Raw genomic sequence first — 26628 nt, forward strand, 5'->3', positions numbered from 1 at the left:
CAACTGCATACTGCCAACTAACCAACTCTCCCCGCACCCGGCAGCAGGCGCACCGCCCGCCCAAACGGGAAGCGCTGCAGGTCGAGGCCACCGGCGGTGACGACCCACAGCACCGGGCAGCGTGGCGCGCGCTCGGGAAAGGTGCCGAAGCCGTCGGTCAGGTAGATCGCGACCGACGGCTCCCACGGCGGGCGATACTGCGGAATGCGCGCAAAGAAGGGCCGGAAATCGGTGCCGCCGCCGCCCTTGATCGGTGGCGTGGGCGAGCTGGGCGTCAGGCGGTGCGGGCCATAGACCTCGGCATCGGCGTAGTACAGGTCGCAGCGCAGGTGCGGGTAGGCGCGCAGAATCCCGCGCACCTCGCCCAGAAACACATCCACCGCGCGCCGGTCGATCGAGCCGCTGGTATCGACCGCGAGCAGCACGTTCAGGTTTTCGCCCGAGATTGTTTCGAGATACATACCCCGCCCAACAAAGCGCCGGTCGTAGTGCTGGAAGTCGGTGGGGGTGTGGACGAGGTAGCGCCACAGGTAGCTGCGCCAGTCGAGCGAGGACGGCTCGAGGCTGCCCAGCTCGCGCGCAAGGCCTGCCGGTGCCTGCCCCGCCAGCGAGCCTTCCACCATCACCTTGGCCTGGCTGTGCGCCGCCTGCCAGTGCTTTTCAAGCGCGGCCTTGCGCGCCGGCCCGTTGCCGGGCTGGTCGCCGGGGGCATCGCCTGCGCCGGCCTGCGCGTCGCCGGGTACCTGCTCAAGCAGATCGGGCGCGGGCTGCGGCTGCTCCTCCTGTTCCTGCTCCTGCTGCTCAAGCAGCTTCTCGTAGACTTCCTCGACGCTCAGGTGCTCGAGCTGCTGGTTGCGCAGGCCGCCAGCCGGCAGCTCGTAACGCTCCTGCGCCAGCATGCCATTCACCACAATGTCGGCGGCCACATTCCACATACGGCCATCGCGCCCGCCCCGGCGCGGCACGTGCAGCAGCGCGGCGTGCAGCACCTCGTGCACCAGTACGGCATCCTGCTCAGCAGTGGTGAGCGTGTCGAAGAACTGCGGGTTGATGAAGATCGTGCGCCCGTCGGTGGCGGCGGTTGGGATCTCGTGGCTCACCTCGAAGCGCGCATACATCGCCAGCGCGGTGAAGAAGGCGCTGCGAGCGTGCAGGCGCAGCAGCCAGGAGCTAACCATTCGCGCAGTGCCGGGATCGAGTTCCATTCGTGCTCCAATGAGTCGTGAAGGAGTTTTGAGTGTTGAATGTTGAGTTTTGAGTTAGCGAGAACCGAGAACCTGCAAACTTTCAAACTTGCCAACCTAAAACCCGCAATCGTATCAGGGTCTGGGGTTTGGGGATTGGGGCTGCAACCCGCAACGCGCAAACCTGCAAACTTGACAGCCCAAACCCTCCGTGCCTCTGTGTCTCTGTGGTTAAAAAACCGCTTCACCTAGCGGAAAAACGCCAGCTCGCTCGCGGGCGCGGGCGTGTCAAACAGGTGCTGCTGCCCGACGATCCACTCGCTCAGCGCGGCGTCGGCGGCGATCAGGCGCTTGAGCTGGCGCATCTGCCCGCGCGCGCGCATCATCGCAAACAGGTCGGCGGCGCAGAGCTGCACCCACTCGCTGGCGGCCACGCCAGCCAGCCAGCGCAGCGCGTGGTAGGCGGCGGGCGCTTCGGCGGCGCGCGCGGTCAGGCCAACCGTGGTGGCGTAGCGCACCGACGGCTCTTCGGGGAAAGCAATATCGTCGCCCGCGCCGGCCAGGATGCGGTCGAGGTCGGGCAGCTGGCTGTACAGCGCCGCAAAGGCATTGAACTCGGCGGCGGCAGGCGCGCCCACGGCGGCGGCCACGTCCAGCCCAATTGCGTGGAGCTGGCTAGCCATTTCCCACGAGCGCGGCGACGGCCATGCCGGCTGAAGCGCCTCGCTGCGATGCAAGAGCGCCGGGCGAAACGACAGAAAGGCGATCACGTGCTCGTGGAGGCCGCGCGCCAGGGCGTAGGACTTGAAGTTCTCGAAATCGGGCGCGACATCGACATGGAGAAAGCGGTTTGCCAGCGGCGCGGGCATGTCGAACACGGCGGCGCGATCTTCTTCGCGGTTGCCCGCCGCCCAGATAAACCAGCCCGCCGGCACCTGGTAGCTGCCCACCTTGCGGTCGAGAATCAGCTGCTGCGCCATGCCCTGCATGGTCGGGGGCGCCATGTTGATCTCGTCAAGAAACAGCACGCCCGCGCCCGCGCTCGGCAGGAACTCGGGCGGGTACCAGTGCGAGCGCCCGTTCTCGGCCACCGGCAGGCCGCGCAGGTCGGTTGGCGCAAGCTGCGAAAGCCGCAGGTCGATGCATTCGAGCCCGTGCGCGGCGGCAACCTGCGCCACGATGCTCGATTTGCCAATGCCGGGCGGCCCCCAGATCATCGTGCTGAGCTTGACGTCGTTGCTCACCAGGGTGCCAAGAAAGGTCGTCAGGTCGGCTGGGTTCATGGTTCCTCTTTTACTTGCGCGGTACTCACACATCTGTGCTGATTGAACGCTGCCTGCGGCAGGTTTGTTGCACCACTATGCACGACGAAACACGGGGCAGAAAGTCACGTGGCAGCTGGCAGTATAGATTTTTGAATGCTGAGTGTTGAGTGTTGAATTGGCTGTATGCAGAAATGTGCAAATCTGCAACCGTATGAGGGTTTAGGGTCTGGGGTTTTGGGATTGGCTTAAAACCTGCAAATCTGCAACCTTCTAACCTAGAGCTTTCTAATCTGTCCGCGCCCTTCGATACGCACTTCGTGCTACTCAGGACGCTATCACGTCGCGGATCGCCGGTTGATGGTCGGCGGCAACCTGCAACCTTCTAACCCGCAACCTGCGAACCCGTCCGCGCACTTCGTGCTACTCAGGACGCTATCACGTCGCCGGTCGTCGGTTGGCGGTCGGCGGCAACCCGCAACCTGCGAACCCACTTCGGGCGCACCGGCGCGGGCAATAACCTATGGTATACTGTCGCGCAGTACCCGCGCATGCCACCATATCGCCCACCTACCAGTGTCGGAGGTTCCTCGTGCGAATCATTGCCATGATTCTGGCTGGAGGCGAGGGAACACGCCTGAGCGTGCTTTCTGAAAAGCGCGCCAAGCCATCGGTGCCCTTCGCCGGCAAATTCCGCATCATCGACTTCACCCTTTCCAACTGCGTCAACTCGGGCATTTTCGATGTCGCCGTGCTGACACAGTACCGCCCGCATTCGCTGAATTCCCACATCGGCAACGGCAAACCCTGGGACCTCGACCGCAGCCACGGCGGCGTGCAGCTTTTGCAGCCCTACCAGGGCCGCCGCGACGAGAGCTGGTACAAAGGCACCGCCGACGCGGTCTACCAGAACCTCAACTACATTCGCGAGCGCCGCGCCGATATTGTCGTGCTGCTGTCGGGCGACCATATCTACAAGATGGACTACAGCGCGATGATCGACTTCCACCAGAAGCGCCGCGCCGACTTCACTGTGGGCGTGATGCACGTGCCGCTGGACGAAACCGATCGCTTTGGCATCATGACGGTGGATGACCAGCAGAATGTGGTTGAGTTCACCGAGAAGCCGAAAAACCGCGACAAGGGCACGCTCGCCAGCATGGGCATTTATGTGTTTAATGCCGACACGCTGGTGCGCCGCCTGAGCGAGGGCGCCGAGGGCAGCCCGCGTATCGATTTCGGCAAGCACGTCATTCCCGCGATGATCAGCCAGGATAAAGTGGTTGCCTACCCCTTCGAGGGCTACTGGGTCGACGTTGGCACGATTCAGTCGTACTGGGAAACCAGCATGGAGCTGCTCGACCAGAACAACACGCTCAAGCTCTACGATCCGCACTGGGTCGTGCACACCCGCAGCGAAGAGCGCCCGCCGGCCAAGTTCGGCCCGCAGTCGCAGGTGGTGCAGAGCATGATCTGTAATGGCTCGGTGGTGCGCGGGCGCGTCGAGCGCTCGGTGCTGTCGCCGGGCGTGTATGTCTCGCCGGGCGCAATCGTGCGCGACAGCGTGATTATGAACGACGTGTGGATCGGCCCGGGCGCCGTGCTCGACCGCGTGATTGTGGACAAGAACGCGGTGGTGGGCGCGGGCGCGCGGCTGGGCTATGGCGACGACCTGACCGTGCCGAACAAGCAGGAGCCCGAAAAGCTCAACACCGGCGTGTCGGTGGTGGGCAAGAGCGCACACCTGCCGCCAAACATTAAAGTTGGGCGCAATGTCGTCATCAACGCCGACCGCGACGAGGAGCACTTCCCCACCGACGAGGTGGCATCGGGCGAAACGATTTAGAAGTGTTGAGTGCTGAGTGCTGAATGCCGAGTTAGGCCATCTCAACTCAAAACTCAACATTCAGCACTCAAAACTGAGAGATAGCAATGCTACGCACACTAGCTCTAATCATGGCCGGCGGCGAGAGCAAAGCGCTGAGCGCGCTCACAGCCGAGCGCTCCGAGGCGGCCGTGCCGTTCGCGGGCAAGTTCCGCATCATCGACTTTGCGCTTTCCAACTGTGTGAATTCGGGAATCACCAACGTGGGCGTGCTGACGCAGTACCGCCCGCGCTCGCTGCACGAGCACATCGGCGTCGGCAAGCCCTGGGATCTCGACCGGCGCATTGGCGGCGTGCGCGTGCTGCACCCCTTCCTCACCAGCGAGGGCGGCGACTGGCAGCGCGGCAATGCCGATGCTGTGCGCGCCAACCTCGATTTCATTGCCGAGCAGTCGGTTGAAGCGGTGCTGGTGCTGGCCGGCGATCATATCTACAAAATGGACTATCGGCCCATGCTCCAGATCCACCAGGATCGCGGCGCCGACGTGACCATGGCCGTGCACAGCGTCAACCGCCACGAAGTGCATCGCTACGGCATTGTCACCGTCGATGGCGATGGCACGGTTGGGCGCTTTGAGGAAAAACCGCGCCGCTCGCAATCGAGCCTGGCCTCGATGGGCATCTATGTGTTCCGCAAGAGCTTCCTGATGGACGTGCTGAGCCAGCATGCCGACAACGACTTTGGCCGCGAATTGATTCCGCGCGTCGTCAAGCAGACCAACGTGGCCGCCTACCATTTCCAGGGCTACTGGGCCGATGTCGGCACCATTCAGGCCTACTACGAGGCCAACATGGCGCTGCTGGTCGAAACCCCCGCGCTCGACCTGTACGACCCCGAGTGGGTCATCCACACGCAGAGCGAAGAGCGCCCGGCCGCGCTGATCGGCGCGGAGGCGCGCTCGGAAGGCAACCTGTTCTGCGATGGCTGCCAGATCTATGGGCAGGTCAGCCGCTCGGTGATCGGGCCGGGCGTGATTGTCGAGCCGGGCGCGGTGGTGCGCGATTCGATCCTGCTCACCGACACGGTGGTTGGGCGCGACGCGGTAGTCGATCGCTGCATTCTCGACAAAGAAACGGTAGTGGGGAAAGAAGCTAAAGTGGGCGATGGCGAAGACAACGCGCCCAACCAGGCCGCGCCCGAGCGCCTGAACACTGGCCTGACGGTGGTGGGCCGGCGCGCGCGCATCCCTGCCGGCGCGATCATTGGCCGAAATGTGGTAATCTTGCCGCGCGCGACCGACGACCTGTTTGGCACCGATCTGGTGGTGCCGAGCGGCGCAACTGTGGCGCGCGCCTAACCGAAAACCACGCGGCGAGCGCGGAGGTCACGATTCACACGCGGGCGTGTGCACAGCGCCTGTACGGGATCGTGGCCTTTCTGCGCTCACCAAAAAGGAATGACGATGTCTCCAAAAACCTACCTGAGCGATATGGATGGCGTGCTCGTGCGCGGCTCGCAGGTTGTGCCCGGCGCAAACGAGTTCGTGGCGCGGCTGCAGGCCGCCAGCGCCAAGTTCCTGGTGCTCACTAACAACTCGCTCTACACCCAGCGCGACCTGGCGGCGCGCCTGCAGCGCATCGGCCTGAACGTGCCGCCCGAGGCGATCTACACCTCGGCCATCGCCACCGCGCAGTTCCTGCAGAACCAGCACCCCGGCGGCAGCGCCTATGTGATTGGCGAAGCTGGCCTGACCACCGCGCTCCATGATGTTGGCTATATCATCACCGACCACGAGCCCGACTATGTGGTGCTGGGCGAAACCACCGCCTACAGCTTCGAGCGCATTACCCACGCCACACGCCTGGTTGCGGCCGGCGCGCGCTTTATCGCCACTAACCCCGATGTCAACGGCCCGGCCGACGGCGGGCTGGTGCCGGCCACCGGCGCCGTCGCCGCGCTGATCGCGGCCGCCACCGGTGTGCAGCCCTACTACATCGGCAAGCCCAACCCGATTATGATGCGCACGGCGCTGCGCACGCTCGACTCGCACTCCGAAGAGTCGGTGATGATTGGCGACCGCATGGACACTGACATTATTGTTGGCACAGAAAGCGGGCTGGAAACTATTTTGGTGCTGACGGGCGTGACACGACGCGAGGAAGTCGAGCGCTACCCCTACCGCCCGACGCATATTGTCGGCTCGGTTGCGGATATTGTGGTGGAGTAGCGCGAGCAGCGCAACTTGGGAATGTCCACAGATTACACAGATTTGTTGATCTCCAATCTGTGTAATCTGTGAATCACAGAGCGAACCTAGCGGCCCGTTACCGCTCAAAAACCTCGCTCTCGTCTGCGGTTGGCAGCACAACGCGGCGCGGCAGCCGCATCACAAAGGTCGAACCTGCGCCCGGCGCGCTTTCCACCGTAATCTCGCCGCCCATCGTCTGGCAGATATGCTGGCTCAGCGCAAGGCCCAGCCCCGCGCCGTCGTACTTGCTGGCCTGCGGCGGGTCGAGCACGCGCTTGAACGACTGAAACAGCTGTGGCACGGCTTCGGGCGCAATGCCCATGCCCGTATCAGCCACGGCGAAGGTCACCCACTCGACGTCGGCGTCGTCGGCGCGCTGCGCCCGCAGCGTGATGGTGCCCCGCTCGGTATACTTCGACGCGTTCGACAGCAGATTGATCAGCACCTGGCGCGTCTTGGTCGGGTCGGCGTGCATTGCGCCAATTGCCGGCTCGCACGCAATCACAAGCTCGTTGCGGTTGCGGCCAATCAGCGGGCGAATCGTCTCGCCCAGCTCGTCGAGCATTGGCGCGATATCAAACGTTTCGAGCACCAGCTCGAACTTGCCCGCCTCGATCTTCGACAGGTCGAGCAGATTGTTGATCAGGCTGAGCAAGTGCTGGCCGGCGCGCTCGATCACCAGCAGGTCGGTTTTGTACTCTTCGTCGCCGCGCGCATTGGCCTGCCACGACAGCAGGTTGGCATAGCCCAGGATGGCCGTCAGCGGCGTGCGCAGCTCGTGGCTCATGTTGGCAAGGAATGAGCTTTTGGCGCGGTTGGCGGCTTCGGCGGCTTCCTTGGCACGCAGCAGATCCTGCTCGACCAGGCGCTGATCGGCCAGGGCGCGCTGGAGCGCGGCCCGCTCGGCCACAATTGTGCTCGCCCCCAGGTAGCCAATCAGCGCCGTCATCAGCAGAATCACCGGCATCATCGCCACGATTGTGAAGTCGTAATCGTCCATCAGGTACCCCGTTTCCGCAAGGAAGAGCACCACGATGTACAACCCGACCAGATCGATCAGCAGCACCAGCCAGATGCGGCTGGGCCGCACCAGCAGGCTGGCGATCAGCACCGAAAACAGCATGGCGATCGGCGCAGAGCTAATAAAGCGCGCGCCAACCATCACCGCAAACGGGCCAAGAATGAGCACCCCCAGAAACAGCACCACACCCAGCGTGATCTGGCCGCGCTGCACCAGCACCAGGATGCTCACAAACGTCGCGATCGCAATTGCCTCGACGACCATGCTGGCAAAGGGGTAGGGCTGGAAGAAGTAGGCGAGGGGCAGAAACAGCACCGCGACAATCAGCATCCCTGACACAAGCACGGTGACAATCAGGCTGCGCTGCTGGGTCGAGGGGGCAGCCGAGGCACTGGGGATAATATTCGCAAGGAAACGTCGCAACATTGGTCTCTCTGCTTCGCATCAACCTGGATGCAATGCTATACAACGGCCGAGAGCAGGGCAGCTTGGCCCTTCACCGATACACTCTGTCACACGCTAGATCGTAGCGCGAACCGAACAGACGTCAAGTAGCTTTTGCGAGCGCATTTCGTAGATTGCACCAAGCCACGGAGTACACCATGCACGAGCGCATCTTTCACGTCAGCGACCGCGCCGATATCGAGCGGTTCGAGCCGCGCCCGCCGCCTTCCCCAGGCTCGGGCCAGACTGGCACGATGGTGTGGGCGGTGGGCGAGCGCCTGCTGCACAACTACCTGGTGCCGCGCGACTGCCCGCGCGTAACATTCTACCGTGGCCCAAATACCACCACCGCCGACGCCGAGCGCTGGCTGGGCGGAACCAGCGCGGCATTTGTGGTTGCAATCGAAACGCGCTGGTGGCCGGCCCTGCGCAACAGCCGCCTGTATGCGTACGAACTGCCGCCTCTGCCCTTTATACCGATAGATCCGGGCGCAGGCTACTATATCGCCCGCGAAACCATAGAACCGCTGGGCATGCAGGAAATTGCCGACCTGCCCGGCGCGCTGCTGGCCCGCAACGTTGAGCTGCGCATAATGCCCGAGCTGTGGAAGCTGCACGACGGCATTGCAGCCTCGTCCATGCAGTTTTCGATCATTCGCATGCGCAACGCCCAGCCACGCAGCAGCTCGTACGATATTCCTTCGTAGAGAAGTTAACGACGATTTAAAGATTGGTTGATGGTTGGATAAAACAGCGCCGCTACACTCCAGCTGTGAAAACAGAAACCAGAACCCGAAAGGAACCGACCAATGAGCATCTTCGTTATTTTCATTATTGGCTACGCAATCGGCGGCATCTCGGCGCTGCTGCTGGTTGGGCTGACGCTGGTGAGCCGCCGCGAGCGCCGCAGCAACACAGCAATGGAGCGCATGAGCTATGAGATTGAGCATTCCGCCTGGTGATCGCCAGCCGCCACTGCGGCCCGAACTGCCGCGCAGCCTCGACGCGCTGCGCGAGATGCTGGCACAGGGCTGGCAGATCGAAGCGCCGGTGCTGGCGCGCCTTTCCTGGTCGCAGCAGCGCAGCGGCGAACGTTCGTATCACATTATTCTCGGGCACGCCGCCCGGCGCAGCCTGATCGTCCTCCCCGCTTCCCCCGAAATTCACTCCTTCCTCGCTGAACAGAACATCCCAATCACCGAAACCCACTAACCCCGCGCGCCAGCAGCGCGCCAATCGCCCGTGTGGGCAACGCCCATTTGCCGAAGCGCCGCGTCGTTGATACAATCAGCAGCGCGCCAGAGCAGGCGCACAAGCACGCCTGGCAGCGAAGCCGGGGCAGTGTGTGCTGGCTGGAGGATGTATGAGCGCCCAAGCAACGAGCAAACACCCCGATTTCATCATCCACTCGCAGGAACCACTCAATGGCGGGCCGCCGCTGCCCGCGCTGGCAGCAAGTGCCATAACGCCGAATCACCTGTTTTTTGTGCGCAACCACGGCACCATCCCGCAGCTCGACCCAGCCAGCTACCGGCTGGAAATTGGTGGCATGGTGCAGCAGCCGCTCGCCCTCGCGCTGGCCGATCTGCGCGATCTGCCGCGCGCAGCGGTTTCTGCAACCCTGCAATGCGCCGGGAATCGCCGCGACGAACTGAGCGCCGTGGCCGAAACGCCCGGCGAGCTGCCGTGGGGCGCCGAGGCGATCAGCAGCGCGGTGTGGGAGGGCGTGCCGCTGCGCGAGGTGTTGCGCGCGGCAGGAATCGACCCGGCGGCGGCGCACGTGGCCTTTGCCAGCTGCGACGATGTGGAGCGGCTGGGGCGGCACTTCGGCTATGGCGGCTCGCTGCCGCTGGCAAAGGCGCTCGCGCCCGAGGTGCTGCTGGCCGATACCATGAATGGCGCGCCGCTGCCGGCCGAGCACGGCTTTCCGCTGCGCGTGATTGCGCCAGGCTACATTGGCGCGCGCAGCGTCAAGTGGCTCCAGGCGATCACGCTTCAGGCCGAACCGTCGGACAACTACTTCCAGGCGCACGCCTACAAGCTTTTCCCAGGCGATATTGGCGCGCAAAACGTCGACTGGCATGGCGGCATGATGCTGGGCGAGCAATCGCTGACCTCGGTGATCTGCGAGCCCGCACCGGGCGCAAAGCTCGCGGCCGGGCCGGTGCTGCTGCGCGGCTATGCCTATGCCGGCGGGCGCAGCGTCGAGCGGGTGGAGGTTTCGGCCGACGGCGGGGCGTGCTGGCAGCAGGCCGAGCTGCTGGGCCAGCCCGAGCCCTGGACGTGGCGGCTGTGGCAGGCACGCGTCGACTTGCCGCCCGGCCAGCATACGCTGGCGGTGCGCGCGTGGGATTCGGCGGCGCAAACACAGCCTTCTGAAATTTGCCAGGTGTGGAATTTCAAGGGCTACATGAATAACGCCTGGCACCGCATTGCTGTCGAGGCGGTTGAGTGATTAGGTTGCGGGTTTGCAGGTTGCAGGTTAGCAGGTTTGCAGGTTGCAGGTTGCGGGTTAGCAGGTTTGCAGGTTGCTCGAACTTTCAAACCTGAAACTTGCCAACTCAACACTCAACACTCAGCACTCAAAACTTTCCAACCTGCAAACCCAACGCAGCCCTGGCGCGATACTTGCATTACAATAGAACCTGGCAAATCCGAGTATGTACATAAGTATTTCGAGCGTATGTCTGACAACACCGCAGCACACGGAACGGCCGCCAGCCCGAGCGACGTGCCGGCCTTTATAGAAGCGATCTTTGCAGTTGCCCACGAGCCGATGCTCCTGCTGAACGAGCAAGGGGAGGTGCTCGCCAGCAACACAGCATTCGCGCGACTGGAGGGCCATTCCCTGCCGCAGCCCGGCCAGCAGCTGCGCGAGCTGCGCGGCGCGCAGTGGGATGCGCCCGCCATTGCTGCCATGCTGGAGCAAGCGCGCAGCGCGCCAGGCTCCACCGCCAGCGCCAGCCTAGCCGATACGCAAGGGCGGCACATCCGCGTCAATACGCGCCTGGTCGAGCCAGCCAGCGCCCCCCCACTGCTGCTGCTTGCCCTGGATTGCGCGCCGGTTGAGTACACCCAATACTCCTTTGCCGACGTGGCTGCCGAGCTTGCTACCGAGCGCGCCCGCCTCGATTCGCTGCTCGACAATGCCCCGATCGGCCTGGCATTCTTCGACCGCGCGCACCGTTATGTCAAAATAAACGACTTTCTGGCCGAGATCAATGGCATTCCGGCTGGCGCACATCTCCACCACACAATCGAAGAACTGCTGCCCCACAACGCCGTGGTCGTCGGCCCAATCCTCGACCAGGTTTTTGCCACGCGCGCGCCCGTGCTGGACATGGAGATCACTGGCGAAACACCCGCCGCGCCCGGCATCACGCGCTCGTGGCTCACCAGCTTCTACCCCGTGCTCGAGCCCGGCAGCGACACGGTGCACTATGTTGGCGCGATTGTGACCGAGATCACCGAGCGCAAGCGCAACGAAGACCTGCTGCGCACCAGTGCCGAGCGTTTTGCGCTTTCGCAGCGCGCTGGCGGCATTGGCACCTTTGAGTGGCTGGTGCAGGAAAATCGTATCGTTTGGACGCCCGAGCTTGAGCGGCTGTATGGCTTGCAGCCGGGTGGCTTCGAGGGCAAGTACGAAAACTGGGCGCAGCGTGTGCACCCCGACGACCGCGCCGCCGCCGAGGCGAACCTGGCCGAGGCTGTTGCGGGCGGGCCGCCCTACAACATCGAGTTCCGCGTCTGCTGGCCCGATGGCACCGAGCGCTGGATGCTCGCTAAGGGCGATGTCATGTTTAATGCGCAGGGCGTGGCCGAGCGCGTGATTGGCGTGAATATCGACATCACCGAGCGCCACGAGGTTGCCAATGCGCTGGCCCAGCGCCGCCAGCAGCTCGAAATGGCGCTCGAGACTGCCCTGATGGGCGCGTGGCAGTGGGATTTCGCCACCAACACGCTTTCCTGCACCTCGGGCTGCAAACGCCACTTTGGCTTCGCGCCCGAGATCGAGCCAGCGGTCGAAGAGTTCACTGGCCGGATCGAAACCAGTGAGCAGACCGACTTCCGCGAGCTGATGCAGCGCGCCATTGCCGAATCCCAGCCATACGACGGCGAAGTGAAAGTGCACTGGCCCGGCGGCGCGGTGCGGTTTATTCGCATCACGTGCCAGCCCATGCACAGCAGCGACGGCACGCCCTCCGGGCTTGTCGGCGTGACGCTCGACAACACCGAAATGCGCGAGATGCTTTGGCGCGAACAAACCGCGCTGGCCGAAACGCAGCAGGCGCTGCGCCTGCGCGACGAATTCCTGTCGGTGGCCTCGCACGAGCTGAAAACGCCGCTCACCTCCATGCTTGGCAATGCGCAATTGCTCCAGCGCCGCCTCGCCCGCGAAAACGCCAGTGTCTCGCCCGCGAACACCAAGGCGCTCCATGTGCTGATCAACCAGGCGCGCCGCCTTGAGCGCATGATCAACGATCTGCTCGACATCACGCGCATCTCGAAAGGGCGGCTCAGCATCGACGCGCAGCGCTTCGACGTTGCCAAGCTGGCGCGGCAGGTGGTTGAGGAAGTGCAGCCAACGCTCTATCTCTCGCACATTGTGGTTGCCGACATACGCACCGCACCGCTGATGATCATGGGCGATCCGCTGCGCCTGGAGCAGGTGCTGCAAAACCTCGTGCAGAACGCGATCAAGTACAGCCCGAGCGGCGGGCGGATCGACGTGCGCGTGGAAGAGCGTGGCGATCAGGCGCGCATCAGTGTGAGCGACCAGGGCATTGGCATCCCCGAGGCCGCGCAGCCGCTGCTGTTCAGCCAGTTCTACCGCGCCAGCAACGTGCGCCAGCAGCAGATCAGCGGCATGGGCATTGGCCTGTATGTGGTGAAAGAAATCATCAGCATGCACCACGGCAGCGTCAGCGTCGAAAGCCGCGAGGGCCAGGGCAGCACCTTTATGATCGACCTGCCGCTCAGCCCCGCGCTCGTCGAGCCGGCCTGAAACCCTGCTCAGGTCCAAAGTTCCAACAATCATCCACAGATTTCGCAGATTACACAGATATGGGCTTTCCCATCTGCGAAATCTGTGGCATCTGTGGATAAATCCGGTTTCCCTATTCCAACGTTGCCCTGACCCTGGCCTGAAACCCCACCGCGCCACCCGTTCCCAAAGCCTGTGCTATAATCTCGCCGCACGCGGCAAGCCCGGCCGCGCACCGCACATGCGAAGGTGGCACGTATGCCCACACCCGCGCCGAGCATTTCGGCTTTTTTCCCCGCCTACAACGACGGCGGCACAATTGCGAGCCTGGTGGTCGCCACACTCACGACGCTGGCCGAGCTGACCGACGACTACGAGGTGATTGTGGTCGAAAACGGCAGCACCGACTACACCGTTGAAGTGCTGGAAGACCTGGCCCGGAAATATGATCATTTTCGCTACCTGGCGCACCGCCAGGCGCTTGGCTATGGCGGCGCGCTGCGTGTCGGCTTTCGCGAGTGCAGCAAGGATCTGGTGTTCTACACCGACGGCGACGCGCAGTACGACCCGCGCGAGCTCAAGCTGCTGCTGCCCGCCATGGCCGGCGATATCGACGTAGTGAACGGCTGGAAGATCGAGCGGCACGATCCGCTGCACCGCATCATCATCGGCCGCATGTACCACCACTTCGTGAAGCTCATGTTTGGCTTCAGGCTGCGCGATGTCGATTGCGATTTCCGCCTCATCCGGCGTGAAGCGCTCGACGCGATCGAGCTTGAGTCGCCCGACGGCACGATCTGCCTGGAGCTGGTGAAAAAGCTGCAAGATGCCGGCTTCCGCTTTGCCGAGGTGCCGGTGCATCACTTCCACCGCAGCTATGGCAAAAGCCAGTTCTTTAATTTCCGCCGGCTCAGCCGCGTGCTGCCGCACGTGGCATGGCTGTGGTGGAAGCTGGTGGTGCGGCGCGAACACCTCAAATTGCCAAAAGCCCGCGGGCAAAAGGTGAAAGTGTAAGTGGCGTGGAATACGGGCACGCAGCGCGTACCATGCGCCGCAGCCCGCGAGCAAAGCTATGAACGATTACGCAGCTTCTTTCGACGGCGCGCAGGTGCTGATTACCGGCGGGCTGGGTTTTGTTGGCTCGACGCTGGCGCACCGGCTGGTTGCGCACGGCGCGCGCGTCACCCTGGTCGATTCGCTCATCCCGATCTATGGCGGCAATCTGCGCAATATCGCCGGCATCGAGGATCAGGTGAAGGTGAATATTGCCGACGTGCGCGACGAATACTCGATGGACTACCTGGTGCAGGGGCAGGATTACCTGTTCAACCTGGCCGGCCAGTCGTCGCACATGGACTCGATGCGCGACCCCTACACCGACCTCGACATCAACTGCCGCGCGCAGCTTTCCATCCTCGAAGCCTGCCGCAAGCACAATTCCAAGCTCAAGGTTGTGTATACCTCGACGCGCCAGATCTATGGCAAGCCCGATTTTCTGCCCGTCGATGAGCGCCACCTGCTGCACCCCACCGACGTCAACGGCGTGAACAAGATGGCCGGCGAGTGGTACCACATTGTCTATAATAATGTCTATGGCATTCGCGGCTGCGCGCTGCGGCTTACCAACACGATTGGCCCGCGCATGCGCGTGAAAGACGCCCGCCAGACCTTTCTGGGCATCTGGATCAAGCAACTGATCGAGGACGAGCCCATCCAGGTGTGGGGCGACGGCACGCAGATTCGCGATTTCACCTATGTGGACGATTGCGTGGACGCGCTGCTGATGGCGGCCGCATCGCCCGCCGCCGACGGGCAGATTTTCAATCTCGGCAGCGACGAAACGATCAACCTGCGCGACCTGGCGGCGCTGCTGATCGAGATCAACGGCGCTGGCAGCTTCGATGTCATCCCCTTCCCCGCCGACCGCAAGCCGATCGATATTGGCGACTACTACGCCGATTATCGCCTGATCCAGGGGCGGCTGGGCTGGCGGCCACGCGTGGCACTGCGCGAGGGGCTGCGCCGCACGCTCGAATTTTACCGCGCCGAGCGCGAGCATTACTGGTAGCGCGAAGAACCGCAGAACCGCAGAACCGCAGAACCGCAGAACCGAGAACCAAGAACCGCAGAACCGAGAACCAAGAAACGAACGGGCGAATGCGATTCGCCTGCGGCAAGGATAGAAATCTATGCCTTCAATCCCGATTGGCGATCTGAAGCGCCAGTACGAAGCAATCAAGCCCGAGCTTGACGCGGCGGCGGCGCGCGTGCTGGCGAGCGGCTGGTATATTCTTGGCCCCGAGGTGCGCGCCTTTGAAGAAGCCTTCGCGGCCTACTGCGGCGCGTCCTACGCCATCGGCGTGGCAAACGGCACCGAGGCGCTTTACCTCGCCATGGTCGCGCTGGGCGTTGGGCCGGGCGATGACGTGATCACCGTGGCGAATGCCGCCGTGTACGAGCCGCTGACGATCCTGCAAACCGGTGCGCGCCCAGTGTTTGTGGATGCCGACCCACGCACGCACACGCTCGATCCCGCGCTGCTCGAGGCCGCGATCACGCCGCGTACACGGGCGATCATGCCGGTGCACCTGTATGGCCGCATGGCCGACATGGGCGCGATTCTGGCGATTGCCGACCGGCATGGCATCCCGGTGATCGAAGACAGCGCGCAGGCGCATGGCGCGGCGCTGGCTGGCCAGCGCGCCGGCAGCCTGGGGGCGTGCGGCTGCTTTAGCTTCTACCCAAGCAAAAACCTGGGCGCGCTTGGCGATGGCGGCGCGATAACCACCAACAACGCCGCGCTGGCCGACCGGCTGCGCACCCTGCGCGAGTATGGCTGGTCGCCGCGCTACTACCTTGTGCAGCCCAATGGCATCAACTCGCGGCTGGATGAGCTGCAGGCCGCGCTGCTTGGCGCGAAGCTGCCACACCTTGACGCATGGAACGAGCGCCGCCGCGCCATTGCCCAGCGCTACACCGAGCAGCTGGCCGGGCTGCCGCTGACCCTGCCCGAGCACCCCGCCGACGCGGCGGCGCACGTCTTTCACCTGTATGTCGTCAGCACGCCCGAGCGCGAGAAGCTTCAGGCCGGCTTGCATGCGCGCGGCGTCGGCGCGATGGTGCACTACCCGCTGCCCGCGCACCTCCAGCCAATCTATCAGGGGCTGGCCGCGCCGGGCAGCCTGCCCGTCACCGAGCGGCTGGCGAACGAAGTCTTGTCGCTGCCGATCTACCCCGAGCTCAGCGACGCGGAAGTGGACGCGGTGGCGGCGGCGGTGCGCGAGGCGCTGGCATGAGCAAGGCACTTCCCCAGGCAAGAACTAACGCGGGATGGCGCGCTGACGCGCTCCTTGCGCTGGCGGCGGCCCTGCTGGCGATGATCTTCCTGACGCTGGCGTTCAACCGCGTGTGGCCGATCACGGTCGACGTGGGCGTGCGCGACCAGCGCTTTGTGGCGGGCTTTTACGCCGTGCAGGAGCTGGATGGCCAGCCTTCGCGCTGGACCGGCGGCGACTCGACGCTGGCGCTGCCGCGCCCGCCGCTGGGCGTGCCGGTGCTAGCCGAGCTACGCATGTCGAGTGGGCGACCAGCCGATGTGCCCGACGCGCATGTCACGCTCGATGCGAATGGCACGCCGCTGGGCGCATTCGATGTCGTGCGGATCGTGAATGGCACGCGCCTGTACGGCGCGGTGGTGCCGCCCGCCGAAAGCTTCGACTGGGCGCTGCGCCTGCACATGCAAACCAGCACCTTCTCGCTGCCCAACGACTCGCGCGAGCTTGGCGCGGTGCTCGATCAGGTCACGCTCACGCCGCTCACAAACGGCCTGCTCATCCCGTCGCTGTGGCTGCTTGGCTGGGCCGCCGCGCTCGCGCTGTGCGCCTACGCCCTCCCGCGCTGGCTTGGCCTGCGGCGCGCAGCCAGCTTTGGGGCGGCGGTGGCGCTGCCCGCGCTGCTCGCTATCGGCATTGCGGTGCGCCCGCTGGAAGTGTTGCCCTTTGTGCAGCGCATCGCCGCGCTCGTGGCGCTGGCCGCGCTGGGCGTGGGCATTGCGCGCCTGCTTGCGCCGGCCCGCCGCACGGGCGAGCGCCGGCTGGTGGTGCGCGGGGCCGACCTGCCGATCTACCTGGCGGCGATGTGGTGGATGGCACCGCTGTTTCAGCTCTTCCAGAACGCCGACGGCATGCCCGACATCGCGCCCGGCATCCCGACCATGTGGATCGGCGGCGCGATCATTCTGGCGCTCCTTGCGCTGGGCGGCTGGTACGCCTTGCGCGGGCGCACCATGCCCGAGGAACACGGCCGCCTGGGCATCAGCCGGGCCGCGCTGATCATCTTCACAATTGCCGCCGTCGCCAATTTGATCTATATGATCACCTTTGCGTTCGGGCGGCAGGGCCCCGATTTCTGGATCCTGTTCAAAGGCGCGCGCGACTGGGCGCGCGGCGGGTCGCTCTACGACCTTGAGGCGGTGCGCACCAATCACTTCGGCAAGGTCTTCAAGGTGCCGCCCTTCTATGGCATGCTGTTCGTGCCGTGGGTGTTTGGCGACGGCGAGCGCGTGCTGTTCTTCCACCGCGTGCTGAACTGCATCCTGCTGGCGGCGACCTTCGCGGCCTGGGTGCGCATGTGGGGTCTGCGCGTGGTGTCCGCCGGCACGGCTGGCGCGCTGATCCTGCTGAACTTCCGCCCGCTCACCGACACCATGGCCTACGGCCAGATCGACCTGGCGCTGCTGCTGACGCTGACGCTGGCGCTGTGGGCGCTGCGCGGCGAGCGCGACATCCTGGCCGGCGTGCTGATCGCGCTTGGCACGCTGTTCAAGATCTATCCGGTGCTGCTGCTGGCCTTTCTGGTGGCGAAGCGGCGCTGGCGCGCGCTGGCCGGCTTTGCGCTGGGCATGCTGCTGTTCAATGGCGTGGCGGTGGCAGTGATGGGCTGGGAGATGCACCGCATCTACCTGACCGAGGTGCTGCCCAATATCGGCGGCACCACCAGCTGGGTCGAAAACCAGACGATCTCGGCCTTTATCACGCGCTTTGTGTCCACGCCCGCCGAGGCCGAAATCTTCCAGAACCGCGCGCTGTCCCTGCTGGGCCTGGGCATTTCGGGCCTGGTCGGGCTGCTGGGCTGCGTGCTGGCGCTGCCGCCCGCGCGCTCGCGCAGCACCAATTTTGCGCTTCAGTACGCGCAGTTCCCGCTGCTGATGGTGCTGGTGGTGCCGGCCGCCTGGATGCACTACGAGACGCTTCTGTTCCTGCCGTTTGGCGCGCTGCTGCTGCACCTGCGCGACCGCGAGGTGCCGCTGGGGCAGGCATGCGCGCTGGCGCTGGCCTACACGCTGACGTCCTATGGCAACCAGTGGAGCTTCTATGGCGGCCCGGTGATGGGTTTCCTGACGGTGCTCGGCGTGTCGTACAAGTTCTACGGCATGCTGCTGCTTGGTGGCGTGCTGGCCGCCACGCTGCTGCGCGAGCGCGCGCCGGCCTGGGAAGATTTCCTCGCCTGGCTGCCGGGCGGCCTGCGCGGCGGGCGGCTTTCGCGGGCGAACACGTAGCGTGGTTTTGTCCACAGATGACGCAGATTACACAGATACAGCTCTCCCATCTGCGTAATCTGCGTCATCTGTGGATCATAAAATATGGAAAAACAAGCGCCCGTGCTGCCGGAACTCGATCTGCTGCTCAGCCACCTTGCCGAAGGAAGCCACGACGCAGGAGCCCTCGGGGACTGGCGCTACTCGCGTGCCAGCGGCGGCGCAAACAATCTGGTCTACCGCGCCACCTCGCCAACCCACGACCTTGCGATTAAATGGGCTATCCGCGACGAGCGCGACCGCGCCGGGCGCGAGTGGGCCGCGCTCCATGCCCTCCGTGCGGCTGGCCTCGGCATCGCGCCTGCGCCCATCCTGCTCGACCGCGAGCGCTTCGCGCAGCCGCTGGTCGTCCAGTCGTGGCTGGCCGGCCCGGTGCTCCTCGCGCCGCCCGCCAGCGACGCCGAGTGGCACGAGCTGCTGGCGCACTACCTCGCCATCCACTCGCTCACCCCCGAGAACACGACGCAGCCAATCCAGCCCGCCGTCCTGAACGCGACAAGCGCCCGCGCTGGCCTGGCGCTGATCGCCCAGCAGCTTGCCCGCATTCCCGCCGCCGAGCGCCCGCCCGAGCTTGTGGCGCTGGCCCGCCACGCCGAAGACCACGCCTGGCCGGAATGGCCCGCGCCGGCGCTCGCGCTCTGCCGGGTGGATGGCAACACCAGCAATTTTGTGCGCCAGCCCGGCGGCCTGGCCTCGGTGGATTGGGAAAACAGCGGCTGGGGCGATCCCGCGTTCGAGATTGCAGATTTGATTGCGCACCCGGCGTACGAAGCGGTTTCCGCTACGCGCCAGGAATGGCTGCTTGAGGAATATGCGCGGTTGCGTGGCGAGCCGTCCGCCGCGCGACGCATGCGGGCCTACCTGCCGCTCATGCTCGTGTGGTGGGTGGCACGTTTCGCCCGCCTGCTCTACGAGGTGCCGCGCGGCGGCGACCAGCGGCTGGCTGCGCGCCCGGCTGGCTGGCAGGAGCACATGCAGGCAAACATGGCGCGCTACGTCGCGTGGGCACGCGCCGTCTTTGCCGAGGGCTAAGCCATCTGTGCAATCTGCGTCATCTGTGGACGAATCCAAACGCTACCGCCTGCGCCGCGCCAGCAGAAACATCACGCCCGCGCCAAGCGCCACGGCTGGCAGCGGGTAGCGCCGCACCATCTCGGCCACCTCGCCCGCAAACGACTTCTCGCCAGCCGGGGCAGCTTCGCCACCAGAGAATGGCGCGAGCGTCGGCGTGCCAGCGCGGTTGGCGGCGCTTAAAAGCGCGCGCTCGTCGCTGGGAGTCAGGGCCGGGGCCGGTCGTGCCGCAGGTGGCGTGCGGGTGGTCAGCAACTCATTCAGAAACGCATCTTCGCGCTGTTGTTCAGTCATATGGCACCTTCTTCATGTTGTTTCCCCAAACAAAATGCAAGAATGGTGCCGTACTCTATGACGTGTTCAGAAGTCAGCGTTTACAATTATTTATTTGAACGAACAGATGACGCGAAAATACGCACTACACACTATTCTATCGAGATAGTGCGTAGTGCGTAGTGCGTTAGAAATTCCGAAAAAGCGTATCACGCCACGACTGGCTGCGCCTCGGTTTCTGCGAGGGCGGGCGCGGCGGGGCGCTCGCGGCGCGGCAGCGTGAGGGCCAGCAGCGCGGCGGGCAGCCCAAGCAGCGTAATCGCCTGCATCACCGGCAACAGCCCAACGCTGTCGGCCACTAGGCCACCCAGCCAGGTGCCAATCCCACCCGCCGCAAACGTGAAGCCCAGGATCAGGCCGGCTGCAAAGCCCTGGCTGGCAGGCAATAGCCGCTGGGCGTGCACCACCAGCACGCTATGCTGCCCGCCGATCAGCAGGCCGGCCAGCCCGCACGCCACGAACGCCGCCAGGGGCGTGGGCGACCACAGGCAGACCAGCCCGGCCGGCACGCCCAGCACCAGCGGCCCGACCGTCGCCGCGCGCATGCCATAGCGGTCGGCCACGGCCCCGCTGACGACATTGCCCACTGCGGCGGCAAACATAAACGTGCCCGCCAGCGCGCCATACCACGTTGCGCTCCAGCCGCGCTCGGCGAACAGCGAGGGCAGGAAGGCGCTGTAGGCGGCCTGAATTGACGAGCGCACCGCCACCAGCGCCACAAACGCCACGACCACCCACACGGCGCTGCGCGCCGCCGCGCCCGCAACGCGCTTCGCGCTCGGCGGCTCGGCGGGCAATCCTGGCGCGGCCAGCATCAGCCCGGCGGGAAGAAGCGCCAGCGCGCACAGCGGCAGCAAACCCAGCGCGCCATTCAGGCCAAACAGCCAGCCGGCCACGGGCGGGCCAATCGCCAGGCCCATCTGCCCCGAAAAGAAGAACAGCGAGGTCGTACTGCCGGCCCGCGCCCGGTCGACCGCGCCAGCCGTGGCTGTGCCAATCGGGTGGAACAGGCCCGAGCCAAGCGCGGCCAGCAGAAACAAGGGCAGGATCAGCGCCCAGGTGCTTTGCAGCGCCATCGCGCCCAGGCACACTATCATCCACAGCGCGCCCACCCCAGCCAGCAGCACCGTCCGCCCGCGGAAACGGTCGGCCAGCAGGCCAAACACGGGCTGCGACAGCGCCCCGGCAAAGGTGTAGAGTGTGAGCGCCAGGCCGATCTGGCTGTAGCCGAGGCCGAGCGGGCGGGCCAGCACTGCCATCAGCACTGGGCCGACGCTATTCAGCACATCGACGGCGAAGTGGCCCGAGGCCACGGCAAGAAACAGGCGGTTGCGGAAGATCGTCAGCATTGGTTCAGGCTTTCTGCAAGAATGGCATAGTGCGTAGTGCGTAGTGCGTATTTTCTGCCGAACACAGCGCCCTTCGATACGGCCTGACGGCCTACTCAGGACGCAGATCCTTTCACCCTTTCACCTTGCCACCCGCTCACGCCTGCTGCGGAATGATCGGCAGCACCACGCACGAGGGATACACGGCGTCGTGGAAGATCGTTTGCTCGGCGACGGCCATGCGCGTGCCGGTGGCCAGCGACTCGCCCGTGTTCAGGTTGCGGTCGTACTTCGGGAAGGCGCTGGATGTGATCTGCACGGCGATGCGGTGGCCCTGGCGGAATAGCTGCGCGGTGTTCCAGCAATCGATGGTGTAGCGATAGACCTCGCCCGGCGCAATTGGGCTGGCGCTGGCAAAGCCGTCGCGGTAGCGCGCGCGCACCATGCCGTCGCACAGGCGCTGCACAAAGCCGCTCGGGTGCACATCCAGCAGCATCGCCATGAAGTCGGTGTCGGGCGCGGACGACGCGGCGTACAGCTCGACGCTGATCGGCCCGACCACTTCGACATCGGCGTCGAGCGGCGGCGTGACATAGACCAGCACGTCGTCGCGGCGCTGCACGGCGGCGTAATCGTCGGCACCGCCGATTTGCGAGGAGGTTGGCTCGGTCAGGAAGGGAAAGGTCCGCGCCGGGTCGTAGCGGTAGCGGTCGGGCGCGGCGGCATCGGGCGCGGCCGCCACCAGCGCGCCATCGCCAAAGCGACTGTTGGCGCTGCCGCCACTGCTCAGGTAGAAGCGCGTTTCCTGCGCGGCGGGCGGCGGCCAGGCGGCCTCGTCGCGCCACTCGTTCGCGCCCATCAGGAACAGGCGCACCGGCTGTTCTTCGGCCACGCCATTGCTCATGCCCTTCAGCCAGTGGTCGAACCAGCGCAGCTGCGTGCCTTCCTGGTTCAGCAGCGCCTGCGGGCCAAAATCCACCTCGCCCATGCTGGTGACGCCAGCGATGCGGTGGCCCCACGGCCCCATCAGCAGGCGCTGGCTGGCGCGCGCGGCTGGCGTGGCGCCGTGTGCGACCATTCCCGCGAAGTTCAGCGGCGTGCCAATCTGCTCGTCGTCGTACCAGCCCGAGATGTGCAGGATCGGCAGGTCGATCTGGTCGAATTTGTTCTGGTAGCAGATCGCTTCCCAGAACTCGTCGCGCAGCTCGTGCCCCAGCTCTTCGCGCCACTGCGGCATCGCCCGCCCGACCTGCTCGTCCATGGTCAGCAGCGGCAGGTGCTCGTAGATCGCGTCCCAGTTCACCGCGCCCGTGTTCTGCATGGTGCGCCCGCTGGTCATGTGCAGCCAGCACAGGTGCTGCAGGCCGTGCGTGCCGCAGGGCATTTCCACAAAGGGGTCGGATGGGCAGACGGCAATAAACATCGCGCGCAGATGCGGCGGCTGCTCCAGCGCGGCCAGCCACTGAATGCGCCCGAGGTACGAGCCGCCCATAGTGCCGACATTGCCATCGCTCCAGGGCTGCGCTGCACACCACTCAATCGTGTCGTAGCCGTCGCGCCCTTCGTTGCGGTAGGGCACAAACGCGCCGTCGGAATCGCCGCGCCCGCGCACATCCTGCCACACCAGCGCGTAGCCGCGCTGCGCGAAATAGCGCCCGACCGCCAGCGCGTTGTCGCCGTTCTTCAAGTAGGGCGTGCGCAGCAGAATGGTCGGGAAGCGACCGGGCGCAGCGGGGCGATACACGTCCGCCGCGAGCTGCGTGCCATCGCGCATGGGCACGCGCGCATCGAAATCAATGCGAACATCGTGGGTGGGGGAAGAAACCGTTGGGGGCATATGCGTCCTCTTTTTGAAGCGGTGGCGAATCTGCAACCGCACGAGGGTTTAGGGTCTGGGGTTTTGGGATTGAGCCTGCAACCTGCAGCAGGCGTATGCGATACGCCCCGGCTGCAACCTGCAGCAGGCGTATGCGATACGCCAGTACGTTCGCCCTTCGTCGGTCGTCATTCGTCCTTCGTCCTTCGTCCTTCGTCCTTCGTCCTTCGCCCTTCGTCACTCCTCGCGATGATACCACCCGCTGCTGGCTTGCAGCGCGCGCCGCCAGACATCGCGCTCGTCCTCAAGGATCGGCTCATTGAAGCGGTAATCGTGCTTGCGGATGAACTCGTCCAGCACGGCTTCGAGCCGCCGCCAGATCGCCGCCTGCCGCGCCGCCAGGTCGCGCGCGCCGGCTGGGTTGGCCGCCCGCAGCCCGCCAGCCAGGTGCACGCGGCACAGCCCGCCCGATTCGTCGAACGCGGCGGCAAAGCCCGCGTCGGCCAGGTTGTGCAGCAGCCCGGCGAACAGCGGCGCTTCCAGGCGCGGGCGCTCGGCGCACATCGGGCATCCGGCCTGCGGCTCAATGCGGCTGGCCAATTTTTGCCCCACTTGAACCGCAAAGGACGCAAAGAGCGCAAAGGTGTGAGCGGATTTGCTATCCCGCTCTTCTTTGCGTTCTCCGCGCTCTTTGCGATTAGAAGTCTCCGCCTCAAGCTCGGCCGTCATGGTGCGCAGGATGTCGCGGCTGAGGATGGCCACGCCCAGTGCGCTGCGCCCTTCTGCCAGCATCTCGGAATGCGGCAGGCACAGGCCGCGGCTGGCGCGCAGGGCATCACGCTGCCGAATATCATTCACCTGATCGTACAGAAAATGGTCGATCGCCTTGCGCTCGGCGCGCTCGACCAGCACGCACAGCGGGCAGCCCAGGCGCATGGCTTCGAGCAGGTCGTCGCGGGTTCGTGGGTCGGTCACAGGCATTCTTTCTTGCTTGGCGATTGCGGCATTGTACCACGCTGCGCGCTTGACGCCCCCGGTACAATGGCAGCGGAGCCGCCTGAACGGATGCCGCATGAACACTCCCACCCGCCCGCGCCGCCGCTCCCGCATCTGGCAGCTGCTGCGCGCCAACCTCTACGATTTCGGCCTGCTGCTGCGCGAGTCGTGGGTGGCGCTGGCCGGCTTCGCGGTGCTGGCGCTGGCCGGCACGCTCTACCTGCACTACGCCCACCCCGCCCGGCTCGGTTTCGCCGCCGCCCTGTTCGAAACACTCAAGCTGGTGTCGCTCCAGACCGGCCTCGATCTGCCCGACGACCCGTTAGGCGTGCTGCTGTTCTTCCTCATCCCGCTGCTCGGCCTCGCCCTCATTTTCCAGAGCGTGCTCAACTTCGGCCGCCTTCTGTTCGACAAGGGCAGCCGCCGCGAGGCCTGGCAGGTGGCGCTGGCCGCAACCAGCCGTGATCACGTCATCGTTGCGGGGCTGGGGCGCGTGGGCATGCGCGTGGTCGAGCAGCTGTTGGCAAATGGACATACGGCAGTTGTCGTCGAGCGCAACTGGAACGGACCCTTCGTCGAGCGTGCGCTGAACCTGAAGGTGCCGGTCGTGGTCGGGGATGCACGCGAGCCCGTCGCGCTGCGCCAGGCTGGCCTCCCGCGGGCACGCGCCGTGGTCGCCGCGATCAACGACGACCTGGCGAACATCGAGATCGCGCTGACGGCGCGCGGCATGCGGCCGGGCATGCGCGTGGTGCTCCGCGTCTTCAGCGACGAGCTGGATCAAAACCTTGAGCGCGGCTTTGGCCCGAACACGGCCTTCAGCGCGTCGGCGCTGGCCGCGCCCACCTATGTCGCCGCCGCGATCAGCCGCGACATCGAGCACGCCATGCCGGCCGGCGCGGAGTTGCTTGGCGTCACGCGGCTGGTGTTTGCGCCGCAAAGCGGGCCAGCCAGCCTGCGCCGCTCGCTTGAGGACAAATACCCCGTGCGCGTGCTGCGCCAGCTTGCCGGTGGGCAGGCCCTGCTGATCGGCACGCTGCCCGCGCTGCTTGGCCTGCGCGAGCTCAGCGCCCGCCAGAGCACCGAATCCAGCCGCGACGAGCAGCCCACCGGCGAGCATGACACGATCATTGTCTGCGGGCTGGGCAAGGTTGGCTACCGCGTGGTGCGCCAGCTCGATGCGCTGGTGCCGCGCCCGCGCATTGTGGTGGTGCGCCGCGACGATGGCCGGCCCGAGCTGGCGCAGCGCATTGCGCGCCTGCCAGGAGTGCGCACCATCATCGGCGACGCCCGCGACCCCGAGGTGCTGCGCGCGGCCGGCATCGAGCGCGCCTACAGCGTGGCCGCGCTCACCTCCGACGACCTGCTGAACCTGCAGATCGGCCTGGCCGCGCGCCAGCTCCGCCCCGACGTGCATGTCGTCGAGCGCGCCTTCAGCGACGCGCTTGCCAGCAAAATGGCCGACATGTTCGGCATTCGCACGGCCTATAGCACTTCGGGGCTGGCGAGCGCCACGCTGGCCGCCGCCGCCGTGCTGGGCGATGTGACGCACGCCTTTGCCACCGCCGAGGCGCTGTTCTCCGCCGACCAGATCACCCTGCGCGCAGGCGATGCGCTCGCCGGCCAGACCATCGAAACCATCCGCGCCCGCCACGACGCGCTGGTGATCACACTCACACGCGGCGATGCCACCCACACCCTCCCCGCACTCGACACCACCCTCGCCCCCGCCGACACAATCACGCTGCTCGCGCCCATCGATGCGCTGGCCCGCGTGCGCGCCCTGCTGCGGTAGGCCGGGTTAGAAGGTTGCATGTTGTCAGGTTGCAGGTTTGAACGTTAGAACGTTGCAGATTCTCAGTTCTGCGGTTCTGCGGTTCTGCGGTTCTGCGGTTCTCAGTTCTGCGCTCTGCGCTCTTCGCTCTGCGGTTCTGCGGTTCTTGGTTCTGCGGTTCTACGCTCACCCCTTCACCCCGTCACCCCGCCGCCTTGTCAAACCGCGCAACTTCGCATAGCATGGCGCTTTGATTTCCGCAGCCAGATAGTGAGCAGATGCGCGACCGAAAGCGAGCCAGCCGAATGATGTACTTTGGCGCGATGGGCCTGACAATCGTCGCGTCCTTGTTCTACCACCTGTTTCAGAAGGCCATCCCCGCGCAGCTTCACCCGCTGCTTGGCATGGCCGTCACCTACGCCATCGCCTGTATAATCTGCCTGGTGCTGCTGCCCTTCTTCCCGCTCGGCACCAGCCTGCGCGCCGCCCTCGCGCAGATCAACTGGGCGGTTGCCGGGCTGGCGCTGGCGGTTGTTGGCATCGAGCTGGGCTTTCTGCTGGCCTACCGCGCCGGCTGGGCGATCAGCATTGCCGCGCTGGTCACAAACGTCGCCGTGACGATGTTGCTGGTGCCGATTGGGCTGGTGCTGTTTGCCGAAACGCTGGCGTGGACGCAGGTGGCCGGCATTACGATCTGCCTGATTGGCTTGCTGCTGCTCAATTTCCGCTCATAGCAACACAAAGG

Annotated in this window: 22 protein-coding genes; 15 read left to right on the forward strand and 7 right to left on the reverse strand. The window is 65.2% G+C overall.

Features of this window, described 5'->3' with window-relative positions:
• Nucleotides 1–17: 17 nt before the first annotated feature.
• Together M1P90_RS13595 and M1P90_RS13600 are read right to left on the reverse strand one after the other, a co-directional pair.
• Nucleotides 18–1205, reverse strand: a complete 1188-nt coding sequence (locus tag M1P90_RS13595) for a vWA domain-containing protein (RefSeq protein WP_483703196.1) — start codon at nucleotides 1203–1205, stop codon at nucleotides 18–20.
• A gap of 227 nt (nucleotides 1206–1432) precedes the next feature.
• Nucleotides 1433–2467: an ATP-binding protein gene (locus tag M1P90_RS13600; RefSeq protein WP_483703197.1), complete on the reverse strand. Its 1035-nt coding sequence runs from the start codon at nucleotides 2465–2467 to the stop codon at nucleotides 1433–1435.
• A gap of 571 nt (nucleotides 2468–3038) precedes the next feature.
• Between M1P90_RS13600 and M1P90_RS13605 the strand changes: the two genes are divergently transcribed.
• From M1P90_RS13605 to M1P90_RS13615, 3 genes are all read left to right on the forward strand, one after another.
• Nucleotides 3039–4292 (forward strand): glucose-1-phosphate adenylyltransferase, encoded by a 1254-nt coding sequence (locus M1P90_RS13605; protein WP_483703198.1) that lies wholly within the window; start codon nucleotides 3039–3041, stop codon nucleotides 4290–4292.
• Nucleotides 4293–4378: 86 nt separating this feature from the next.
• On the forward strand, nucleotides 4379–5629 hold the full coding sequence (gene glgD, locus M1P90_RS13610) for a glucose-1-phosphate adenylyltransferase subunit GlgD (protein ID WP_483703199.1): 1251 nt from the start codon (nucleotides 4379–4381) through the stop codon (nucleotides 5627–5629).
• Between the two features lie 105 nt (nucleotides 5630–5734).
• On the forward strand, nucleotides 5735–6499 hold the full coding sequence (locus M1P90_RS13615) for a TIGR01457 family HAD-type hydrolase (protein WP_483703200.1): 765 nt from the start codon (nucleotides 5735–5737) through the stop codon (nucleotides 6497–6499).
• A 97-nt stretch (nucleotides 6500–6596) separates the two neighbouring features.
• Here M1P90_RS13615 and M1P90_RS13620 read toward each other — a convergent pair whose 3' ends face one another.
• Nucleotides 6597–7967: a sensor histidine kinase gene (locus tag M1P90_RS13620; protein WP_483703201.1), complete on the reverse strand. Its 1371-nt coding sequence runs from the start codon at nucleotides 7965–7967 to the stop codon at nucleotides 6597–6599.
• A gap of 176 nt (nucleotides 7968–8143) precedes the next feature.
• On the opposite strand from M1P90_RS13620, the gene M1P90_RS13625 reads away from it, so the two are divergent.
• The 10 genes from M1P90_RS13625 (at nucleotide 8144) to M1P90_RS13670 (ending at nucleotide 19597) form a co-directional block, all read left to right on the forward strand.
• Nucleotides 8144–8692 (forward strand): DUF6886 family protein, encoded by a 549-nt coding sequence (locus M1P90_RS13625; RefSeq protein WP_483703202.1) that lies wholly within the window; start codon nucleotides 8144–8146, stop codon nucleotides 8690–8692.
• A gap of 102 nt (nucleotides 8693–8794) precedes the next feature.
• Complete coding sequence (locus M1P90_RS13630) at nucleotides 8795–8947, forward strand: hypothetical protein (RefSeq protein WP_483703203.1); 153 nt, start codon at nucleotides 8795–8797, stop codon at nucleotides 8945–8947.
• Nucleotides 8922–9197, forward strand: coding sequence for a hypothetical protein (locus tag M1P90_RS13635; protein ID WP_483703204.1), 276 nt, complete (start codon nucleotides 8922–8924; stop codon nucleotides 9195–9197). The genes M1P90_RS13630 and M1P90_RS13635 overlap by 26 nt, the downstream gene beginning before the upstream one ends.
• 151 nt (nucleotides 9198–9348) lie before the next feature.
• A complete protein-coding gene (locus M1P90_RS13640) occupies nucleotides 9349–10440 on the forward strand; it encodes a molybdopterin-dependent oxidoreductase (RefSeq protein ID WP_483703205.1) in 1092 nt (363 codons plus the stop codon).
• 228 nt (nucleotides 10441–10668) lie between these two features.
• A complete protein-coding gene (locus tag M1P90_RS13645) occupies nucleotides 10669–12990 on the forward strand; it encodes a PAS domain-containing protein (RefSeq protein ID WP_483703206.1) in 2322 nt (773 codons plus the stop codon).
• 237 nt (nucleotides 12991–13227) lie between these two features.
• Nucleotides 13228–13983, forward strand: coding sequence for a glycosyltransferase family 2 protein (locus M1P90_RS13650; RefSeq protein WP_483703207.1), 756 nt, complete (start codon nucleotides 13228–13230; stop codon nucleotides 13981–13983).
• A gap of 58 nt (nucleotides 13984–14041) precedes the next feature.
• Nucleotides 14042–15037 carry an NAD-dependent epimerase/dehydratase family protein gene (locus M1P90_RS13655; protein ID WP_483703208.1) on the forward strand — a complete coding sequence of 332 codons (996 nt, stop codon included), beginning with the start codon at nucleotides 14042–14044 and terminating at the stop codon, nucleotides 15035–15037.
• Nucleotides 15038–15158: 121 nt separating this feature from the next.
• Complete coding sequence (locus tag M1P90_RS13660) at nucleotides 15159–16265, forward strand: DegT/DnrJ/EryC1/StrS family aminotransferase (RefSeq protein ID WP_483703209.1); 1107 nt, start codon at nucleotides 15159–15161, stop codon at nucleotides 16263–16265.
• Nucleotides 16262–18526: a glycosyltransferase family 87 protein gene (locus M1P90_RS13665; protein WP_483703210.1), complete on the forward strand. Its 2265-nt coding sequence runs from the start codon at nucleotides 16262–16264 to the stop codon at nucleotides 18524–18526. The genes M1P90_RS13660 and M1P90_RS13665 overlap by 4 nt, the downstream gene beginning before the upstream one ends.
• An 84-nt stretch (nucleotides 18527–18610) precedes the next feature.
• The gene (locus M1P90_RS13670; RefSeq protein WP_483703211.1) at nucleotides 18611–19597 is read left to right on the forward strand and encodes a phosphotransferase; all 987 of its coding nucleotides are present in this window, start codon (nucleotides 18611–18613) and stop codon (nucleotides 19595–19597) included.
• 42 nt (nucleotides 19598–19639) lie between these two features.
• On the opposite strand, the gene M1P90_RS13675 is transcribed toward M1P90_RS13670, so the two are convergent.
• From M1P90_RS13675 to M1P90_RS13690, 4 genes are all read right to left on the reverse strand, one after another.
• Nucleotides 19640–19930, reverse strand: coding sequence for a hypothetical protein (locus M1P90_RS13675; RefSeq protein WP_483703212.1), 291 nt, complete (start codon nucleotides 19928–19930; stop codon nucleotides 19640–19642).
• A 188-nt stretch (nucleotides 19931–20118) separates the two neighbouring features.
• Nucleotides 20119–21318, reverse strand: coding sequence for an MFS transporter (locus M1P90_RS13680; protein WP_483703213.1), 1200 nt, complete (start codon nucleotides 21316–21318; stop codon nucleotides 20119–20121).
• Between the two features lie 136 nt (nucleotides 21319–21454).
• The gene (locus tag M1P90_RS13685) at nucleotides 21455–23134 is read right to left on the reverse strand and encodes a CocE/NonD family hydrolase (RefSeq protein ID WP_483703214.1); all 1680 of its coding nucleotides are present in this window, start codon (nucleotides 23132–23134) and stop codon (nucleotides 21455–21457) included.
• Between the two features lie 216 nt (nucleotides 23135–23350).
• A complete protein-coding gene (locus M1P90_RS13690; RefSeq protein ID WP_483703215.1) occupies nucleotides 23351–24088 on the reverse strand; it encodes a DUF6062 family protein in 738 nt (245 codons plus the stop codon).
• A gap of 97 nt (nucleotides 24089–24185) precedes the next feature.
• On the opposite strand from M1P90_RS13690, the gene M1P90_RS13695 reads away from it, so the two are divergent.
• The gene (locus M1P90_RS13695) at nucleotides 24186–25904 is read left to right on the forward strand and encodes a potassium channel family protein (RefSeq protein ID WP_483703216.1); all 1719 of its coding nucleotides are present in this window, start codon (nucleotides 24186–24188) and stop codon (nucleotides 25902–25904) included.
• Nucleotides 25905–26188: 284 nt separating this feature from the next.
• The gene (locus tag M1P90_RS13700; protein ID WP_483703217.1) at nucleotides 26189–26617 is read left to right on the forward strand and encodes a hypothetical protein; all 429 of its coding nucleotides are present in this window, start codon (nucleotides 26189–26191) and stop codon (nucleotides 26615–26617) included.
• Nucleotides 26618–26628 lie beyond the last annotated feature (11 nt).

The sequence above is a fragment of the Kouleothrix sp. 19917 genome, assembly GCF_057073505.1.

Bases quoted from the DNA above. Each gene is read 5' to 3' on its own strand.
- M1P90_RS13655 (WP_483703208.1), top strand. From the start codon at position 14,042: ATGAACGATTACGCAGCTTCTTTCGACGGCGCGCAGGTGCTGATTACC.
- M1P90_RS13685 (WP_483703214.1), bottom strand. From the start codon at position 23,134: ATGCCCCCAACGGTTTCTTCCCCCACCCACGATGTTCGCATTGATTTC.
- M1P90_RS13695 (WP_483703216.1), top strand. From the start codon at position 24,186: ATGAACACTCCCACCCGCCCGCGCCGCCGCTCCCGCATCTGGCAGCTG.
- M1P90_RS13665 (WP_483703210.1), top strand. From the start codon at position 16,262: ATGAGCAAGGCACTTCCCCAGGCAAGAACTAACGCGGGATGGCGCGCT.
- M1P90_RS13645 (WP_483703206.1), top strand. From the start codon at position 10,669: ATGTCTGACAACACCGCAGCACACGGAACGGCCGCCAGCCCGAGCGAC.
- M1P90_RS13600 (WP_483703197.1), bottom strand. From the start codon at position 2,467: ATGAACCCAGCCGACCTGACGACCTTTCTTGGCACCCTGGTGAGCAAC.
- M1P90_RS13660 (WP_483703209.1), top strand. From the start codon at position 15,159: ATGCCTTCAATCCCGATTGGCGATCTGAAGCGCCAGTACGAAGCAATC.
- M1P90_RS13675 (WP_483703212.1), bottom strand. From the start codon at position 19,930: ATGACTGAACAACAGCGCGAAGATGCGTTTCTGAATGAGTTGCTGACC.
- M1P90_RS13595 (WP_483703196.1), bottom strand. From the start codon at position 1,205: ATGGAACTCGATCCCGGCACTGCGCGAATGGTTAGCTCCTGGCTGCTG.
- M1P90_RS13650 (WP_483703207.1), top strand. From the start codon at position 13,228: ATGCCCACACCCGCGCCGAGCATTTCGGCTTTTTTCCCCGCCTACAAC.
- M1P90_RS13640 (WP_483703205.1), top strand. From the start codon at position 9,349: ATGAGCGCCCAAGCAACGAGCAAACACCCCGATTTCATCATCCACTCG.
- M1P90_RS13670 (WP_483703211.1), top strand. From the start codon at position 18,611: ATGGAAAAACAAGCGCCCGTGCTGCCGGAACTCGATCTGCTGCTCAGC.
- M1P90_RS13680 (WP_483703213.1), bottom strand. From the start codon at position 21,318: ATGCTGACGATCTTCCGCAACCGCCTGTTTCTTGCCGTGGCCTCGGGC.
- M1P90_RS13635 (WP_483703204.1), top strand. From the start codon at position 8,922: ATGAGATTGAGCATTCCGCCTGGTGATCGCCAGCCGCCACTGCGGCCC.
- M1P90_RS13625 (WP_483703202.1), top strand. From the start codon at position 8,144: ATGCACGAGCGCATCTTTCACGTCAGCGACCGCGCCGATATCGAGCGG.
- M1P90_RS13700 (WP_483703217.1), top strand. From the start codon at position 26,189: ATGATGTACTTTGGCGCGATGGGCCTGACAATCGTCGCGTCCTTGTTC.
- M1P90_RS13620 (WP_483703201.1), bottom strand. From the start codon at position 7,967: ATGTTGCGACGTTTCCTTGCGAATATTATCCCCAGTGCCTCGGCTGCC.
- M1P90_RS13615 (WP_483703200.1), top strand. From the start codon at position 5,735: ATGTCTCCAAAAACCTACCTGAGCGATATGGATGGCGTGCTCGTGCGC.
- M1P90_RS13630 (WP_483703203.1), top strand. From the start codon at position 8,795: ATGAGCATCTTCGTTATTTTCATTATTGGCTACGCAATCGGCGGCATC.
- glgD (WP_483703199.1), top strand. From the start codon at position 4,379: ATGCTACGCACACTAGCTCTAATCATGGCCGGCGGCGAGAGCAAAGCG.